This is a genomic window from Lysinibacillus sp. RC79, from assembly GCF_041262405.1.
GTDB lineage: Bacteria > Bacillota > Bacilli > Bacillales_A > Planococcaceae > Lysinibacillus.
The window spans coordinates 224,713-242,344 of record NZ_JBGCCD010000003.1; the positions used below are offsets into that span (position 1 = coordinate 224,713).

At 36.9% G+C, this 17,632-nt stretch carries 16 protein-coding genes; 4 read left to right on the forward strand and 12 right to left on the reverse strand.

Annotated features, from left to right (window positions below):
• Nucleotides 1-383: 383 nt before the first annotated feature.
• The 3 genes from ABH968_RS04825 to ABH968_RS04835 all read right to left on the reverse strand — a co-directional run bounded on the left by ABH968_RS04825 (nucleotide 384) and on the right by ABH968_RS04835 (nucleotide 3,726).
• Nucleotides 384-2,033, reverse strand: coding sequence for a DAK2 domain-containing protein (locus tag ABH968_RS04825; RefSeq protein ID WP_370042895.1), 1,650 nt, complete (start codon nucleotides 2,031-2,033; stop codon nucleotides 384-386).
• Nucleotides 2,034-2,051: 18 nt separating this feature from the next.
• Nucleotides 2,052-2,411 carry an Asp23/Gls24 family envelope stress response protein gene (locus ABH968_RS04830; RefSeq protein WP_053483333.1) on the reverse strand — a complete coding sequence of 120 codons (360 nt, stop codon included), beginning with the start codon at nucleotides 2,409-2,411 and terminating at the stop codon, nucleotides 2,052-2,054.
• A gap of 100 nt (nucleotides 2,412-2,511) precedes the next feature.
• Complete coding sequence (locus ABH968_RS04835) at nucleotides 2,512-3,726, reverse strand: GGDEF domain-containing protein (RefSeq protein ID WP_370042896.1); 1,215 nt, start codon at nucleotides 3,724-3,726, stop codon at nucleotides 2,512-2,514.
• Between the two features lie 974 nt (nucleotides 3,727-4,700).
• Here ABH968_RS04835 and ABH968_RS04840 point away from each other — a divergent pair.
• Both ABH968_RS04840 and ABH968_RS04845 read left to right on the forward strand, forming a co-directional pair.
• The gene (locus tag ABH968_RS04840) at nucleotides 4,701-5,015 is read left to right on the forward strand and encodes a hypothetical protein (protein WP_370042897.1); all 315 of its coding nucleotides are present in this window, start codon (nucleotides 4,701-4,703) and stop codon (nucleotides 5,013-5,015) included.
• 187 nt (nucleotides 5,016-5,202) lie between these two features.
• On the forward strand, nucleotides 5,203-5,634 hold the full coding sequence (locus tag ABH968_RS04845) for a hypothetical protein (protein ID WP_370042898.1): 432 nt from the start codon (nucleotides 5,203-5,205) through the stop codon (nucleotides 5,632-5,634).
• A 508-nt stretch (nucleotides 5,635-6,142) separates the two neighbouring features.
• On the opposite strand, the gene ABH968_RS04850 is transcribed toward ABH968_RS04845, so the two are convergent.
• The 4 genes from ABH968_RS04850 to ABH968_RS04865 form a co-directional block, all read right to left on the reverse strand.
• Nucleotides 6,143-7,747: a M20/M25/M40 family metallo-hydrolase gene (locus ABH968_RS04850; RefSeq protein ID WP_370042899.1), complete on the reverse strand. Its 1,605-nt coding sequence runs from the start codon at nucleotides 7,745-7,747 to the stop codon at nucleotides 6,143-6,145.
• Between the two features lie 42 nt (nucleotides 7,748-7,789).
• Nucleotides 7,790-9,223, reverse strand: coding sequence for an amino acid permease (locus tag ABH968_RS04855; protein WP_370042900.1), 1,434 nt, complete (start codon nucleotides 9,221-9,223; stop codon nucleotides 7,790-7,792).
• Nucleotides 9,224-9,620: 397 nt separating this feature from the next.
• Complete coding sequence (locus tag ABH968_RS04860) at nucleotides 9,621-10,382, reverse strand: dimethylarginine dimethylaminohydrolase family protein (RefSeq protein WP_370042901.1); 762 nt, start codon at nucleotides 10,380-10,382, stop codon at nucleotides 9,621-9,623.
• A gap of 16 nt (nucleotides 10,383-10,398) precedes the next feature.
• Nucleotides 10,399-11,271: a dimethylarginine dimethylaminohydrolase family protein gene (locus tag ABH968_RS04865; protein WP_370042902.1), complete on the reverse strand. Its 873-nt coding sequence runs from the start codon at nucleotides 11,269-11,271 to the stop codon at nucleotides 10,399-10,401.
• A 222-nt stretch (nucleotides 11,272-11,493) separates the two neighbouring features.
• Here ABH968_RS04865 and ABH968_RS04870 point away from each other — a divergent pair, with 222 nt between their 5' ends.
• Together ABH968_RS04870 and rpmB are read left to right on the forward strand one after the other, a co-directional pair.
• Nucleotides 11,494-12,231 (forward strand): IclR family transcriptional regulator, encoded by a 738-nt coding sequence (locus ABH968_RS04870; protein WP_370042903.1) that lies wholly within the window; start codon nucleotides 11,494-11,496, stop codon nucleotides 12,229-12,231.
• Nucleotides 12,232-12,513: 282 nt separating this feature from the next.
• Nucleotides 12,514-12,702 carry a 50S ribosomal protein L28 gene (gene rpmB / locus ABH968_RS04875; RefSeq protein WP_370042904.1) on the forward strand — a complete coding sequence of 63 codons (189 nt, stop codon included), beginning with the start codon at nucleotides 12,514-12,516 and terminating at the stop codon, nucleotides 12,700-12,702.
• Nucleotides 12,703-13,311: 609 nt separating this feature from the next.
• Here rpmB and spoVM read toward each other — a convergent pair.
• The 5 genes from spoVM to pknB are packed head-to-tail and all read right to left on the reverse strand — an operon-like array spanning nucleotide 13,312 to nucleotide 17,631.
• Nucleotides 13,312-13,413: a stage V sporulation protein SpoVM gene (gene spoVM, locus ABH968_RS04880; RefSeq protein ID WP_139376952.1), complete on the reverse strand. Its 102-nt coding sequence runs from the start codon at nucleotides 13,411-13,413 to the stop codon at nucleotides 13,312-13,314.
• Nucleotides 13,414-13,431: 18 nt separating this feature from the next.
• A complete protein-coding gene (locus tag ABH968_RS04885) occupies nucleotides 13,432-14,085 on the reverse strand; it encodes a thiamine diphosphokinase (RefSeq protein ID WP_370042905.1) in 654 nt (217 codons plus the stop codon).
• Nucleotides 14,082-14,750 (reverse strand): ribulose-phosphate 3-epimerase, encoded by a 669-nt coding sequence (gene rpe / locus ABH968_RS04890; protein WP_370042926.1) that lies wholly within the window; start codon nucleotides 14,748-14,750, stop codon nucleotides 14,082-14,084. The genes ABH968_RS04885 and rpe overlap by 4 nt, the downstream gene beginning before the upstream one ends.
• Before the next feature lie 2 nt (nucleotides 14,751-14,752).
• Complete coding sequence (rsgA, locus tag ABH968_RS04895; protein WP_370042906.1) at nucleotides 14,753-15,637, reverse strand: ribosome small subunit-dependent GTPase A; 885 nt, start codon at nucleotides 15,635-15,637, stop codon at nucleotides 14,753-14,755.
• An 11-nt stretch (nucleotides 15,638-15,648) separates the two neighbouring features.
• Entirely contained in the window at nucleotides 15,649-17,631 is a 1,983-nt protein-coding gene (gene pknB / locus ABH968_RS04900) for a Stk1 family PASTA domain-containing Ser/Thr kinase (protein ID WP_370042907.1), read from the reverse strand.
• Between the last annotated feature and the right edge of the window lies 1 nt (nucleotide 17,632).

Genomic DNA, 17,632 nt, shown 5'->3' on the forward strand with positions numbered 1-17,632 from the left:
GATTTTTGAAAGGAATAAATTGTGCAGGCACAATTCAAAATCCGGACACAATTACGCAAAGGCGAAATTGATTTTTACTTATATCATGCTTGATAGTTACTATAAAAGTAAAGCACTTCTTTATCAACTTTCAGAAAATTTACACTCCTATAATTTACATAATGGAAATATTGATTAACTTTTGTCTACTCCGTAAACACAATGATTTCAAAACGCTGATATTCCAGTATTTCCAAGTTCATCGTCCTCTGGATACATACATCAAATCATTTATTTTAAGCTGATTTTATAGTTTCTTATCCTCTATTCTCCTTGTACCATAAACAAAAGCAGTACACGGCTTGTGCACTGCTTTGTCTACTTACATGCAAAGTAGCATCAAATTATTCTACTGAAATAATATATGGATATAATCCTTGTTTACCATTAAATAACTCTACTTCAACCTCTGGATAATTCTCTTCAATAAATTTCACTAATTCTGAGGCGTTTTCTTCCGTTGTATCCTCACCATAGATGACTGTCACAATTTCTGCATCTTCATCCACTAAATCAGTAATGACCTTCTCAGCAGCATCTTTTAATGCTGGAGTAGATAATACAATTTTCCCCTCAGCAAGAGCCATGAAATCGTCCTTATGAATTTCCACACCATCAATAGATGTATCTCGAACTGCATAAGTTACTTGTCCTGTTTTAACATTTGCAAAAGCTTCTGTCATTGTTGCTTGGTTCATTTCAACTGCCGCCTCTGGATTAAACGATAGAATCGCTGCCATACCTTGAGGGATTGTTTTCGTTGGCACTACAGCCGCTTCTATATCTAAAAGCTCTACTGCTTGTTCTGCTGCCATGACGATATTTTTGTTATTTGGCAAAATTAATACTTTTTCAGCACCAATTTCTTGTACTGCCTTCACAATATCTTCAGTTGAAGGATTCATTGTTTGACCGCCTTCAATCACATAAGAGGCACCAATTGAACGAAGTAATCCAGCAACTCCCTCGCCCATTGCAATCGTTACAATTGCATATGGATGCTTTTCTGCTTTTTTAGCTGAAGAAGGTGCTTTATGATCCTCACCAACAATGGCAGAATGCTGTTCACGCATATTATCGACCTTAATTTTAATGAGACTACCATATTTTTGGCCCATTGCTAAAACAGTGCCTGGTTGCTCAGAATGAATATGCACTTTTGCAATCTCTTCATCTGAAATAACGAGTAAAGAATCACCCAGAGGGTTTAATTCATTGCGGAATTGTTCTTCGCTAAATGGCTCTTTTCCTTCTTCAAAACGTACCATGATTTCTGTACAATATCCAAATTCAATATCCGCAGTATTCATGAAATCTTGTGCTCTATGATGTTCTGCATTAATTAAATCATTTAAAGTTGCTTCATTTTTCACCGGTAATGGCTCGCCTTTTAAGGATGCTAAAAATCCTTCATATACAAATTGAAGACCCTGACCGCCACTATCTACTACCCCTACTTCTTTTAGAACAGGGAGAAGATCTGGTGTACGTTCTAACGAAGCCTGTGCTTCAGCAGTAAATGCTTCCATCACCGCAATGATATCGGTTTCAGTTTCTGCCACTTCTACACCTTTTTTCGCCGCTTCACGTGCAACTGTTAAAATTGTTCCTTCAACCGGCTTCATCACTGCTTTATAGGCCGTTTCAACACCCGCTTGGAAGGCACCTGCAAAGCCCTTGGCATCAATTGTCGCTTCTTTTTCAATAAATTTACCAAAGCCACGGAATAACTGCGATAAAATAACGCCAGAATTTCCGCGTGCTCCCATAAGTAAACCTTTTGATAAAGCTTGAGCTGTTTTGCCGATATGTTCTGATGCATAAAGCTCCGTTTCCTTTGCCCCAGATGTCATCGATAAGTTCATATTCGTTCCTGTATCACCATCTGGTACTGGAAATACATTTAATGAATCAACATAATTTGCATTTTGGAATAGGTGATGGGCACCCATTTGCACCATTTCTGCAAACTTTATTCCGTTTAAAGACTGCATTCGATTTTGTTCCTCCTCTTAATTCGCTACACGAACGCCCTGCACAAAGATATTGACAGATTTTACGCTCATACCTAATGTTTTATCCACTGTATATTTCACTTTCGATTGTACTTGATAAGCAACTTCCGAAATTTTTGTCCCGTAACTAACAATAATGTACATATCAATATGTAAATCGTCGTCTTGTTTTCGAATAACAACACCTTTAGCAAAATTTTCTTTACGTAAAATATCAGTTAGACCATCACGAATTTGATGTTTAGATGCCATGCCAACAATACCGTAGCATTCTACAGCAGCGCCACCAGCTATTTGTGCAAGTACATCTGTTGAAATATCAATTTGGCCGAATTCATTGTTTAATTCAATTGACATAGAAATGCCCCCTTGGCTCTTTTTGACTAAATGATATTGTAACACTTTCGTTATACATTAAGCAACCTTGGAAGGCAAGAAAGCGCTCTGTATCAACGTTTTACTGACATGATAAAGGTAAACATACATCTTCATCGAAATTTCCACTTTTTCTGTAAAAGTTGTTACGACCGTTTTGTTTTGCTGTGTATAGTGCTTGATCAGCTAATGCACAGCATGCTTTCAATTGCTCGCTATTCGAGATTTTAGCATGACACATCCCGATGCTGACTGTTACAATATCAGCTACTTTTGAACGTTCATGACGAATGTTTAAGTTGCGTACTTCCTCTAAAATTTCCTCACAAACATGCTCTGAAAACTTTGCGGCATGCTGACTAACAATTACGAACTCTTCGCCTCCCCATCGTGCTGCAAATGCATTATACTTTTCTGCAATCTCATCTACTAGAGCTGCCACTTTTATCAATGCTTCGTCACCTTGTAAATGACCGTAATAATCATTGAAATTTTTAAAGAAATCAATATCAATCATCATGACAGACAAAGATTTTGGTTTACTAAGTTGTTGCCCTATTTGTGTCAATTTATTATTAAAAGCTCGTCGATTAGGCAAATTTGTCAACGTATCCCGAAGTGCTTGCTCTGATAGTTCATTATTTTTCTCAGCTAATAATTTCGACAAATTCTTGGATTTTATCATTTCTTCTTGTAATAAAATATGTTGTTTCGTAAATTGTCTTTTTATTTTAAATGTATGACGCTGAATAATTAGCCCTATCGGAATAATAAGGGACATCGGTAAAAATAGTTTAATACTTTCACCAGATATCCCGACACTCAAATAAGCACTTATCAAAATGGGTGGTACTGTTAATAACATAATCCAAAAAATTTTCCGGAAAGGGAGGGGAAAAAAAGTACAAATCATTAAAAATAGCACCTCATAAAGAGCCACATGTTTAAAGAAATAAACGTCCATTACGGTTATGATAGTAATTAATAATAATATTGTATAGATATACGCAAGTAAGATAGATTCGTATTTTCGTAAATTAAGAGTTGTAACCTTAATCCTCTTTTCCTTCACAAATAATAACACCGCTAAATCTATAGAAAACAATATAATGTGAATGCCTATATAAGCTGGCACCATCTCTCTTTCTGTTTTTGTAAAGAAAACCTCACCATAATGAATAATTATAATGATGGCTGTTACATACATCAATGTCCACGCTACTGTTCGCATTCGCATTAAATTAAATTGAAGCATTTCTATTTGAATAGAGAGAGTTAGCTTTTCTTGATTTTCCATAACTTCCGCTCCTAATAACAATCTTGCAATAATTTGTTCTTTATTTATCGTCTAAATAATGAAAAATACAAGTAGTCTTTGCAAAATCATTGAAAAAGAACAAAACCGGCTCAGGGCGGATGATAAATTGAAATAGACTAGAAAAATAATCAATATTATATGTGGCTCATCACCATATCGTGTGGTTGATTTCCGTTCCGACTGGGCGCTTCCTGGGGGCGTCCGATGAGCCGCTTGGGCCAACACGATGTTGGACACGAAGGCGTTATCACAGGATGTGATGCTCTTAGCCTTCGTTCCTCTATTGCTGATCCCCAAGGAGTCGCCCAGCCTCCACTCCAATCACCTAAATACATGGAATAAGTTTTAACAAATGGCATCCACAACCAAGGTTATGCAATTAGCTACTTACTATTTTGCGTACACATAGCATTTTAAGCAGTTAAAAAACGCCATCAGCCGACAATCCTTTCATTTTGTCAACATGAAGATCAGCAATTTTATAATAAAAGCAATTGCATATCGATACAAAGCCATGATAGCAAGTCGGATGATACCAAACATAACAATGGTAGGAGCAACCGAAAAAATCAATAGCTCTTTGCTTCATTGACTTCAGAATGATCGATATATTTAGTACGCAAGTTACAGGAAAGCAGAAGTAGAAGAAGATCCAACAAACCTAAACATTTTGGATTGTTCTACGCAAAGAAATCATTCTTGTTATTTTTTGTCGAATATTGCGAAAATTCAGTAGATTTATTAAACTATATATATAATTTATTTTTTTGGGGGTGGTAAAGGCTGACAAAGGATGATACATTATTTCATTTTTCTTCTATACCAAAGGATATTTCTTATTAGAGAATAAAACTAAAACATTCGGATGAGCCAAATCTAATTATGTATTTTGTCGGGATTAAAGAAACTATGACAATAAGAATGGAGTGATAGACATAAAAAAACTTAAAAATATGTTAAGTATAGTATTATCTCTAACAATTTTCTTTAGTGTATCAAGTAGTGTATTTGCTGAGGAACAGACGGATGCAGAAGTTTATGAGTCAGAAGGATTGCAGAAAATTGTACTAACTAGTGATGAAGTGGTCTATTATGAAATTGATGAAGTGGATGTAACAAATCCAAATGCGCGTGGATCTTATAAGAGTAAAACCGCAACAGGAAGGTTTTACCTTACGTCTTCTGGCTCTACAGTTGCAGAATATTCTCTAAGTGTCACATTTTATTATGATGGAAAGAGAGTTTTAGAATCAGGGAACCGAGCATGAATGGGAAATTACGCTAAGGGATGGTCAGGTACCGCTGTATCTGGATGGAACTGGATATCTAATAGTTACATGTATATGAGTGGTTATTTTACACTTTACAAGGATTCAGTTTATAATAACTCTCATACATTGACTATATACTGTGATCAAAATGGAAAAATTACCGTAAACTAAGGGGGGAATACCTTTGAGAAAGGTATTAATTATTACTACTTCTTGTATAATAATACCCCTGTTTTTGGTTGGTGGATGTGCTTCTAATTATTCCACTTCACATGAAGAGTATTCTGATGAAATGCTACACACATATGAAACACAGCTACTAAATAATGCGAAAAATCAGTTGGCTCTTGATTTAGATTCTTACTATATAAGCAATTTGGAAGATGTAGATAGCATCTTAAAAGAGATTTATAGTACAGAAGATTATGAAAAAGTTTCTAATATTATTTACTCAGAGTATTACAATAAGAATATTGAGAGAAAACCAAATACTTTAATTTTAATAGAAAAAAATCTTGATACGGTTGGTATTATTTCTGAAGATTCATCAGGAAAAATCACAAGTGCAGAATACAATTTGAACAGCACATCAGAAAAACAATGGATTTATCAATAAAATGCTTTAGTTGAATGCTCATTCAATAGTTTCGGAACAACCACTGACTTAATAGAAATGATTAGTAGTATTCAACAAATGAGCTGATACTTTACCAGAAATAAAAGAATAATCACTTGCGTTATAATTTCCCTATCCTAAAACACAGAATGGACAGGCATTTTGTCTGTCTATTTTTATGTAGTTTTCGTTATAGCCATCATAAATGTTGTTATTTCACCATCTTATGAATCTGCGGCTTTTAGAAGTTTCGCACCAATGTTTCCAAAAACAGTATCAAACAGTGTCATCCCCACAATAGCAACTTAACGAAAATGAATTTTAATCATGTCTCAAGAGAAAATTCACAGAAACACTAACGCTAATATTAATCGACAAGAAAATGTCTTGGTTAGAAAATAGCACTGGACTTTTAAGAAGTAACTGTTGCACTTATTTAGCAAATCATCAAAAAAGCCGATACCATTTAGCATCAGCTTCTTTACTTAGATCCATTTCTATTATCAATTTAAAATAGGCTTTTAATCAGCGTATCAAGCATCACTGGCATTTCCTTAAATGCGCTATCCACATGTAGTCTTTCCGTCTTTTGATGGGCATCCTTGCCAAAAGGTCCAACGTTTAAAACAGGGCCCTGTAATGCGGACATTTCTTCAAATGGAATACTATACGTGTCTCCCCATACCGGTGTGTTGCGCTCGAATGCTGTCCATTCGTTTGAGTCATCCGAATAATTGACATAGCTCAAATCACAAATACCATTAAAATAGTGAATTTGCTCCACTTCAATATTAAATGTTTTTGCTGTTTTCTTCATTAATTCAATCGATTGAATGACAAGCGGATGATCGGATGAATTAATCGCCGGATAGTAAGGTGGTGCATATAACAGCACTGTCGCTGGCGTAAGTTCCTGGCAACGAATCATTAGCTGGTCCACGATGCGAATAGATTTCTCACGATCATCCCATGCACTATTTCCAAGAACATGACTTTTTATTACATTTACTTCCTCAGCGCCTAATTTATTGATCGCATGCTCTAAAAGTGCCTCGTAACGAAGTACTTTTACTTCACCTACGCCACGTACCTTTTCTCGCTCACAAATTCGTTTATATTGTTCATTGCAAGCTGACATTGCTTCCAATGCCACTTGTTCAAAAATATCCATTACTTCCGATGCTGTGCGCTTTAATAAAAACACATTGTAAAGGGCTGCTGCACGATATGGTGTTTGTGTAGAATACTCCATTTTCAAATCTTTTAATTGTAAGGATACTGGTAATGGTGTACTTTCACCAAGATCTGTTTCACGGAAAATTGGATTCCACTCCATATGCTGCGTCATGTATGAAGCAATAAAATTCGCTGTCATTCCTTTTAACGGCTCACCCACATGTGTCTCTTTTCCGTAAAATAAGGAAGCCGGCATAATTTTACCGATCGTTCCTGAATAAATATATTCATTTGTATCAGCTGGGCCTTGCGAAAAAGAAGGCTCACTATTTAAAAATAGTTTATAAGAGAGTCCATGCTGTTCACGAAGTCTGACAAGCTCAACAACTGCTGCACGCATGCCAGCAGAATTTACTTCTTCATCTGGCACAGCCGTTAAAATAAGATTGATTGGCCATCCTTCGATACTTGCTTTTTCAATCAACTGCATATGCAAAGCAAGCCCCATTTTCATATCCATCGTCCCACGACCAAATAAATAATTACCTGATTCCAAATCAATTCTTGCCGCTTCAGGTAAATCCTTTTTGTATTTAGGTTCCATTAGCTTTTTTGTCAGCTCTTCAGGATAGAAGGCTAATGGTTCCAGCTCACCGTATTCTTCAGTATGGACCGTATCAAAATGACTAATTAACACAATCGTTTCTGTTGCAGATGGGTGCTTATATAAAGCAGTCACAGCATTGCGTTCAAGGCCCGCATCATGTAATTCAATAAATTCTGGGTTTTTCTGAAAATAAGAAAGCGTTTGCAATTTATTTTTTAATTTATAGGCAAATTCATGTTCACCTTTTGTTAATGTCCTACTTTCCCAACTGACAATTTCACATAATAATGCACGTAGCTTTTCAGGTGTATTCCAAAGATAAACATTCATAAAAATTCTCCTTTATCCGCTCTTCTCACCACCGAATACATATCAATGTATATCAAGTGATTCCTCATTTTTTATTTCAAACTCAGAAGAAACTGTATTTGTTTTACTCAATTTTAATTTATAGAAAATCATGCACGCGATAAAGAATCCAATACCATATAGTAAACCAACTCTTTGCGTTGGATCGAATGCTAAAAAGACCAGAATTAGCGTGCAAAAAATAATACAGAACATTGGAATCAATGGATAAAATGGTGTTTTAAATTTTAATTCAGATACATCTCCTCCTGCTTTCACATAACGATATCGGAACATTAATTGAGAGGCGCAAATCCCCATCCATGAAATTGTTACAGAAATTCCTGCAATAGACATGAGTAAAACAAATACTGCATCTGCTTCCATCACGCTCGTTAATAAAGAAAGCAATGAGAAAAGCATCGTGAAAATAAGTGCATTTAATGGCACTTTATTTTTCGTTAGCCGTCCAAATAATTTAGGAGCCATTCCCTCTTTTGACATCGACCATAATAAACGTGTTGAAGCATATAAACATGAGTTACCTACTGATAATATCGCTGTTAAAATTACAAAGTTCATAATGCCAGCAGCATATGGAACGCCAGCTAAATTCATCAATGTGACAAATGGGCTTTCCAGTAATCCAAGCTCCGATGAAGGGAATATGGCAGATAAAACAATAATAGAAGCAATATAGAAAACTATAATTCTAAAAAGAATTGTCTTTATTGCCCGAGGAATATTTTTCTCTGGATTTTCAGTTTCTCCTGCTGCAATACCGACAAGTTCAGAACCTTGATAGGAAAAGATAACATTCATCATTGTGACAAATATAATCGCAATACCTGCCGGGAATAAACCAGACGGTGCTAAATTCGTAAAATGTGGTGTTGGACGATCAGCTAGCGGAATCAATCCAAAGATTGCCGCAACTCCTATAACGATAAATGCAATCACCGCAATGACTTTAATGCTGGCAAACCAAAATTCTGCTTCTGCAAATCCTCTAGTTGTCAATGCATTTAAAGTAAATAACAGCACCATAAATACGGCACACCATATCCAAATAGGGACTTGAGGGAACCAATGTTGCATCAAAATTCCCGCTGCAGTAAATTCTACCCCCGCTGTAGCAGCTGACCCGACAAAATACATCCATCCTAAAGAAAATCCTGCCGAAGGACTAATAAAACGTGTTGCATAGGTTTGGAAAGAACCAGTTACAGGCATGTAAACAGCTAATTCTCCAAGACAATTCATGACCATGTACAATATTAAGCCACCAAATATATAACCAATTAATGCTCCTCCAGGACCTGCTTGATTAATTGTATAGCCAACATTTAAAAATAGTCCTGTTCCAATAACTCCACCGAGCGATAGCATTAATAAATGACGACTCTTCATTGAACGGTTTAATTGATTATCTTGCCGTTGTTCCCCTTTACTCAACATCCATCCCCACTCTCTAGTTGTTATAAATATATCGAATATTCTGATATCATTTCTACTAAAGTACCCAATCAATTATAAGAGATAAATTGATTGGGTATTGAAATCAATTATGCCTCGGCATAATTGCGTCCGGAGGCTTCAGGCCAACAGATGTTTTTTGTGCGAAAGCGTAGTGCTAACGCAGCGGCAGCAACATGATGTTGGTCACTCAGTCGTGTGTTGTTGCTGTCGCTTCGCTTTCGCACAGATAAAACAGTGTTGCTGTCGCTTCGCTTTCGCACAGATAAATTGCCACAGGACGTGGCGTTCTTAGACTGAGTTCCTCTATTTCAGCGGATGTTTTTTGTACCGAAAGCGTAGCGACAGGTACAGATGTTTTTACACCCGCTGAAAGAAGTTAAAAACGTAAAGACAAGCAGCTTAGCCCACCATCATGTTTTCTAAATTCAGACATTTCAAGCTCAATTGTTTGGTAGCCTAAATCATTTAATTTACGATTTGTTTCTGGATAGCCCGCTGGAATAATGACATAATCATTTACTTGAATACAGTTTGCTGAATACTCATCCTCTTTTGGAATAATAATTTTTTCATAGGATTCGAATGCAGGATGATCGATGAACTCTCCTGCTAGCACCATACGATTATCACCAACATATGCGATGCCAGTTTTTAAATGGAAAAATTCCTTTAACGGAATAATCGTTGCCTCATAGCCTTCTTTTTCAACGATTTCTTTAAATTGTCGAGCTCCTTCTTCATTAGTACGATCAGAGATGCCGACATAAAATTTCTTTTCTGCCTGCAATACATCTCCACCATCAAGAGTTCCTGGACCTTCGATATAGTATAATTTTTCATAGAACTGTTTAACAGCTGGTTCGATTTCCTCAATCTCACGATTACGAGCTTCTGCACCTGGATTTGAAATAATGGCAAATTTAGGTGTTAAAACAGCTGTATCCTCTACGAATGTTGAATCTGGGAAAGCTTCATTCGCTGGAAGCTGTGTAACCTCTACGCCACATTTCTTTAAAGCTTCTATATATTTTTCATGCTGCTCAAATAATTCTTCTAAAATCGGTTTTCCTAAATCACTAGTCGTTAAACCATTTACATAGCTATTTCCTGGATTTTTTACAATAACATTTTTAAACATTTTACTTCATCTCCTTTTATCCTCTTACTACTGGGCAAGTTAGACATGTTGGCCCACCTGTTCCTTTTATCGAAATTTCATTACCTTCATATTCATAAACCGTTACGCCTGCATTAAGTAATTGTTGCTTTGTAATTGGATTTCCATTTGGAATAATACATACTCTGGGTGCAAGTGCTAACACGTTACAGCCTAGCGCATCATACTCATCTTTCGGTACTTCGATTAATTGAATTCCTCGTTCGATTAGAAGCTGACGGAAAAATACCGGCATTAATCGTGAATGTACAACCGCTAAATCCTTGTCCACCATACTAATGAAGGACATTAAGTGTAAACATTCTGCTTCACCTAAATCATGCGGTAGCTGTACAACAATGAATTCATCGACAATATCCTTTGTCATGTCCTTTAGCTGTCGAATAGCTTCATCATTCGTTCGATAACCTCGACCTACAACAAGTGTATGATCATCAAGCCAAACAATATCGCCACCATCTGATTCAGCCTCTCCAGTCAATTCTCCGATAAGTGGAATACCCTTTTCCTTTAAAAAGGCTTTATAAGCCGCTGCTTCTGGCTGTCTTAATTTTTTGCCAGATTTCAAGATAATGGCACCATTTGGTATGAATTTTACAGGATCATGTGCATACAGCGAATCCAACCCTATTTCATCTGATTCTGGTAAAAAATCAATTTTCTCAACATACTTTTCTAGAATGCTCATAAATTCAGCATATTCTTTCAGAGCCTCATTATAGTTAGGTTCTGATAAGTAGTTAAATGTTTTCCATTCATCGCTAAGATGCTCTTGGCTTCGGAAAGCATCTTTTGGATGTTTTACTATTACGTGTTTCAAAGGTGCATACATTGATGAACAATAATGCATTCCCTTCACCCCTTTTCCGTGTGGTGGAAAACGTTTCCGTCGAGAGGAAAGTTTATATGAAAAATATATGTGTTTTAAGGTATACTGTCAATATATTTAGAAAAATTTCTATATTCATTCTTTTTGAAGATAGGAAGCGTAATGAAATAGAGATCCACGATTATGTAGCTAGACGTAGACAAGAATTAAAAATAAAATAAATGAAGGAGAGGTGGGACATCCATGCAATTATTAGAACGAGCAATGACAATCGCAAAAGTTTTAGCTTCTGCAAGCGAAAACAGCTTGTCCATTTCAGAGCTTTCGGCAACATGCAATTTACCACTTAGTACATTACATAGAATTTTAAAAGCGATGATTAAGGAAGGAATGATTGAACAAGACGATCAAACTAAACAATATCGACTCGGTACAATATGGATGGAACTTGGCTTACAAGTATATGATACGATGGACTACATTAGTAAAATTAGGCCAGAATTAGAGCGTTTAGCAAGAGAAGTCGAGGAAAGTGTCTATTTAAGTAAGCCTGCTGGTTTGGATACAATTATTATCGAAAGAATAGACAGTGCAGCTAATCCAATTCGTATTTACGATCAGTTAGGTATTCGTATACCGATGCATATTGGGGCTGCAAATAAGGCAATATTAGCCACAATTCCATTTTCTCAAGCAAGAGAAATTATTGAACATCTTATTCCTCATGAAGAAATCGCTGAATTAGAGGCACAGCTTGAGCAAATAAGACTACAAGGATTTGCCATTAGTCATGGGGAAAGAACAGCTGGAACATCCTCCATTGCAGTTTCTATTTTAAATGGTTTCAATGAAGTAGTCGGTGCAGTAAGTATAGGTTTTGTTAGCTTTAACGTTTCAGCAGAACATATTAATACCCTTACAGAGCGTTTAGTGGAAACTGGTAAACGTGTTTCAATGAAGCTTGGCTACCGCGGAAAATAAAACGTGATGGAAGTGGGTTTTCTTTATCCCCTACTGATTATAGCCTTCTCCAATCGGGCGGGATAAAATTGAAACTTCCAATTATTTCTCCTAATAATTGTTTCATCTAGGAATTATCACCCATTATTTAACAAGTGTTTTTAGTCTGTAAAGGTTTTTTTCTTGAAAGGTTATGTGAAAACTATTGCACTGAACGTCATCGTATGTTAAATTATTATGGTATGTGAAATACCGAACTGAAATAATAATCTTTCAGCATTAACAGTAAGGAGGGAATACAACATGCCAAAACAATGTGTAATCACTGGGCGTAAAGCTCGTACTGGTAACAACCGTTCCCACGCTATGAACGCTAGCAAACGTTCTTGGGGTGCTAACCTTCAAAAAGTTCGTATCTTAGTAGACGGTAAACCAAAACGTGTATGGGTTTCTACTCGTGCATTAAAATCAGGTAAAATCGAGCGCGTTTAATCGTCGCTTCCAAAAAATCGATTTTCGCATTTGGCGCAAAATCGATTTTTTTCTGTCTCAATAACTAGGCAAACTACCAACCGCCTTTGTGAATATTTATATAATAAAATGACTATGCCGCTAGAAATTACTTCTCATAGTAATTCCTAGCGGCTTTCATTACATATAGCAGCACAACAATCTGCAGAAATTAACAATCTTCATCTTTTATCAATTTTATGCATGTCAAAAATGAACGGTATAGCTACTCACCTTATTTGAACAGAGTAACTACTAACAGTGATGTGATTGTCCATTTGTTGTTGCTGTCGCATGCTATGTGAAGTTGTTGATTGGAGTGGAGACTCGGCGACTCCTTGGGGATCAGCGTCACAGATGAGACCCTGGAGCGAGCACATAGGGGAACGAAGGCTAAAAGCATCACGTCCTGTGATAACGCCTTCGTGACCAACATCGTGTTAGCCCAAGCGGCTCATCGGACGCCCCCAGGAAAGCGCCCAGTCGGAACGGAAATCAACCCCTCGCTTTGCTGAAGCACCATATTTTTTTACATGCTACATTAATTTCGCAGATACATTTATTTCCCAAAAAGTAAAAATCCGACTAGTGTTAGTCGGATTTTTTTACTTTCTTATCTTTTTTGAAAATGTTGATACACGTACGCGTAATACTACTTACAAATTTCGGTAGTTGAAATGTATATACTTTCAGGACTCTCTCCCCCTTACGCTAATCTATGCTTCTTATCATTAAACATATGCCTTGCGAGAAAAATATAGACCCTGAATTGCCTATTATTTCATTACTTGTAAAGCGAGATGTACCGAGAGAGATTTCTTCATTTGTTGTTTCATACTTTACATGCCTTAATGTCACATCTTTAATCGGCTCTTCATGTGCAAAGAAAGACAAATAACGATATTGCTCGTCTGCTTCAATGATGTGCTTGCCTGGCATTAAAAATTGCATCATATTTGCATGATTAATAATCTTCAATACTACCTGCGGATGCTCTTTTTGTAAACGATAAATCGAACGAACTGCTGCCTCATAATGATCTAAACGTCCACCTGTAACACCTGTAAGTACAATTTCAAGCGGTGTATAGGTCAAGGCTTTTAATAACGCTAAGTCCGTGTCTGTTTCATCTTTTTCTTCTTGGAATCGTTGTCTATCATTTGTATGTGCCATCACCAGCTCGTATTCCTCTTGCGATAGTGAGTCAAAATCTCCTACTATGGCATGTGGTGTGATTCCTTGTTCGATTAAGTATAGTGCTCCTCGGTCTGCTCCGATAAATAACACATCACTTTGCTCTTTAAACGGACTAAATGAACAGAGTTCCTCTCTTGGTCCACCTGCACAAACAACGACTACTGTCATCCTTGAATCGCTGCCTCACCAGCGGCTAAAATTTCTTGTAGGGCCGCGGAACGATCTTCTTTACTATAAATAGCGGAACCAGCTACAAAAATTGTTGCTCCTGCTTTTGCACAAGGAATAATTGTCTCTGCATTAATACCACCGTCGATCTCTATAGCAATATCTAGATTACGTTCTTTAATAATAGTTGCTAATGCTTCAATTTTTGGCACAACAGAATGAATGAATTTTTGTCCACCAAACCCTGGATTCACTGTCATGAACAACACCATATCAATATCTTCTAAAATGTGTTGAATAGATTCTATTGGTGTATGTGGATTTAATACAACACCAGGTTTAACTCCATATGAGCGAATTAATTGAATCGTACGGTGTAAATGGCGGCAAGCTTCTACATGCACCGTAATATAGTCCGCTCCTGCTTTGGCGAATTGTTCAATATATTGATCAGGATTTTCGATCATTAAATGAACGTCTAGCGGTAAATCAGTTAAAGGACGAATGGCGTCTAATACGATAGAGCCAAAGGAAATATTTGGCACAAAATGACCATCCATAACATCGATATGAATAAGCTGTGCTCCGGCCTCTTCTACTGCCTTTACTTCTTCTCCTAATTTTGCAAAGTTAGCTGCTAAAATTGATGGTGCTATTTGTATCATCATTAATACCTCGGCTTTCGATCCATAATTTCTTGCATAAATTGTTTGTAATGTTTATAACGGTAGTCACGAATTCCCCCCGCCTCTACTGCTGCCTTTACTGCACATTTAGGTTCCTTTAAGTGTAAACAGCCTCTAAATTTACAATCATCTGCAATACGGGCCATTTCAGGGAAGCATGCGCCTAATTCTTCTTTTTCTATTTCATCAAAATCGAATGAACTAAATCCTGGAGTATCTGCTAATAAGCCATCACATACCTCGATTAATTCGACATGGCGAGTCGTATGTTTTCCACGCCCTAAGCTTTGTGATATAATTCCTGTTTTTAAATTCAAATCTGGAATCAATGTATTAAGTAGTGTGGATTTCCCAACTCCAGATTGTCCTGCTAACACGGAAGTTTTTTCCTTTAAAATAGGTTGTAGACGTTCAACTAATTCTTCCTCATCCTTATAGGTTTGTAGCACAGTATAACCCATACTTTCATAATCTGCTATATAACCTTGTAATTCCTCACGTTCATGGTCTTCTAGCAAATCCATCTTTGTTAAACAAATAATCGGATGAACATGAAATGACTCTAAAACAACTAAGAAACGATCCAGTAAAATTGTATTAAAATTAGGTTCTTTTACAGAAAAGACCAGAATACCTTGATCAATATTGGCTATTGGAGGACGTACTAATTCATTTTGGCGTTCCATAATTTTTTGAATAGTGCCGTCTGATCCCTTTGTTTCCAGAGTATATTCTACATTGTCGCCAACGAGTGGGGATTCCCCGCGATTACGAAATACCCCACGTCCTCGACATTGTATTAGTTGTTCTCCATCATATACATAGTAATAACCACTTAATGCTTTACGAATTTGGCCATGCGCCATCCAATTCCCCCTTATTTGACATCATCGTAGTTGAATCTGTCTTCATCAATAATTTCTGAATCACGAATAATTTTATAGGCCGCTTCCTGACCCTCTTCAATGACAAGCTGTATTTTGTATTCTGTATCAGCCGTAATAGTAAATTGCTTAAATGTTTCTAGCATTGAATGGTTTTTATCTTGAATTAAAATGCGAATGGTTTGCTCCATACCTTCCTCAGCTGGTTCATATGGTATTTTCACAGCCACAGTTTTCACCTTAGTTTTTACAGGTTTTTCGGCAGGTCCTTTACTTATAACAACAGCTATTGTAGATCCCGCTTCAACCGGAGTCCCAGATTTTGTCAATTGAGAAATAACACTTCCAGCAGCTACTGTATCATTATAGTCTTCACGAGCAATACTCCATTTTAAGCCTTTTCTACTTACATACTCATCCATTTGAGCCTTCGTGTAATTCACAACACTATCTACGGTAACCATTTGTAAACCTGCGCTTACCGTAAAAATAACAGTTGTCTCTTTAGCAATTACGTCTTGACCTGCTTCTGGTACTTGTTTAATAATGTGACCTTCAGGCTCTTGTGAGTGCACACTTTCAGTTTTTACATCGGCAAATTTGTCCTTTATCAATGCTTCGACTTGGCTAAATGGTCGACCAGTATAATCTTCCAATTTCGTCGTTTCTTTTCCAAGACTGACGATTAAGTCTATTTCCGTACCTTTTACACGTTCTGTACCTTCCGCAGGATCTGTTTCAATAACCTTATCCTTTTCAACATTCTCATCATAGCGCTCTTGATGTTCACCAACAGCAAAGCCTTCAGCCACTAATTTCTTAGTAGCTTCCTTAATTGTAAGATCAGCCACACTAGGTACAGGTATCTTTTTCGGGCTAAATACATCTGTGGCAAAGAAAATGAATAGGAAAATGGCGATTGCCGATATTACTAGTCCGGCAACATATATTGGCCATTTTTTCTTTTTCTTTACAGGTGCTGTCTTTTCAACAGCCTTCTTAGGCTCGGGTTTTGGCTTTGATTGTGCAATTGGTTCGATTGCTCTTGTCTTCGTTAAATCTTCGTCTTTACGTATAACTGGCTCTCTTATAATCGGAATTGCCTTTGTCACATCATTATCTTCCGGTATGACAAACTTCGGCTCATTGATACGATTTGGCGATAAAATTGTTTCTAAATCTGCTTGCATTTCTTCTACAGTTGAATAACGATGAGCAGCATCTTTTGCTGTAGCTTTTAGCACAACATTTTCCACGCTTTGTGGAATTGTAGCATCGAATGCACGAACTGACGGTGTCTCTGATTGTAAATGTTTAAGCGCTATCGAAACTGCTGACTCGCCTGAAAATGGCAATTCTCCAGTTAATAATTCATATAAAACAATGCCAAGTGCATAAATATCAGATCTGTTTGTTGCCGTACCACCACGAGCCTGTTCTGGTGATAAATAATGCACCGTTCCAAGCACGGAGTTCGTTTGTGTAAATGACGTTGCACTAAGCGTCATCGCTATGCCAAAATCAGTTATTTTCACATTGCCTTCAGCATCCATTAAAATATTTTGAGGTTTAATGTCACGATGGATAATATGATTTTCATGAGCATTGGCAATTGCTGATGTTAACTGCTTCATAATATGCACACTTCTGGCTGGAGAAATCGGTGCAAATTCCTGTATGTACTGCTTTAATGTTTTTCCTTGGACATACTCCATCACAATATAATGTAGATCACCATCATCACCTACATCATAAACACTAACGATATTTGGATGTGTAAGGCTTGTAGCAGAAAGTGCTTCACGTTGAAAACGGCGATGCAATTCATCCTCATTGGTAAAATCATAGCGTAATATTTTGATCGCTACATCGCGGTTTAAAATCATGTCATGTGCTAAATAAACATTGGACATACCACCGCCACCAATAAGCTCTATAATTTTATAGCGGTCACTAATTCGTTTACCTACAAGCATA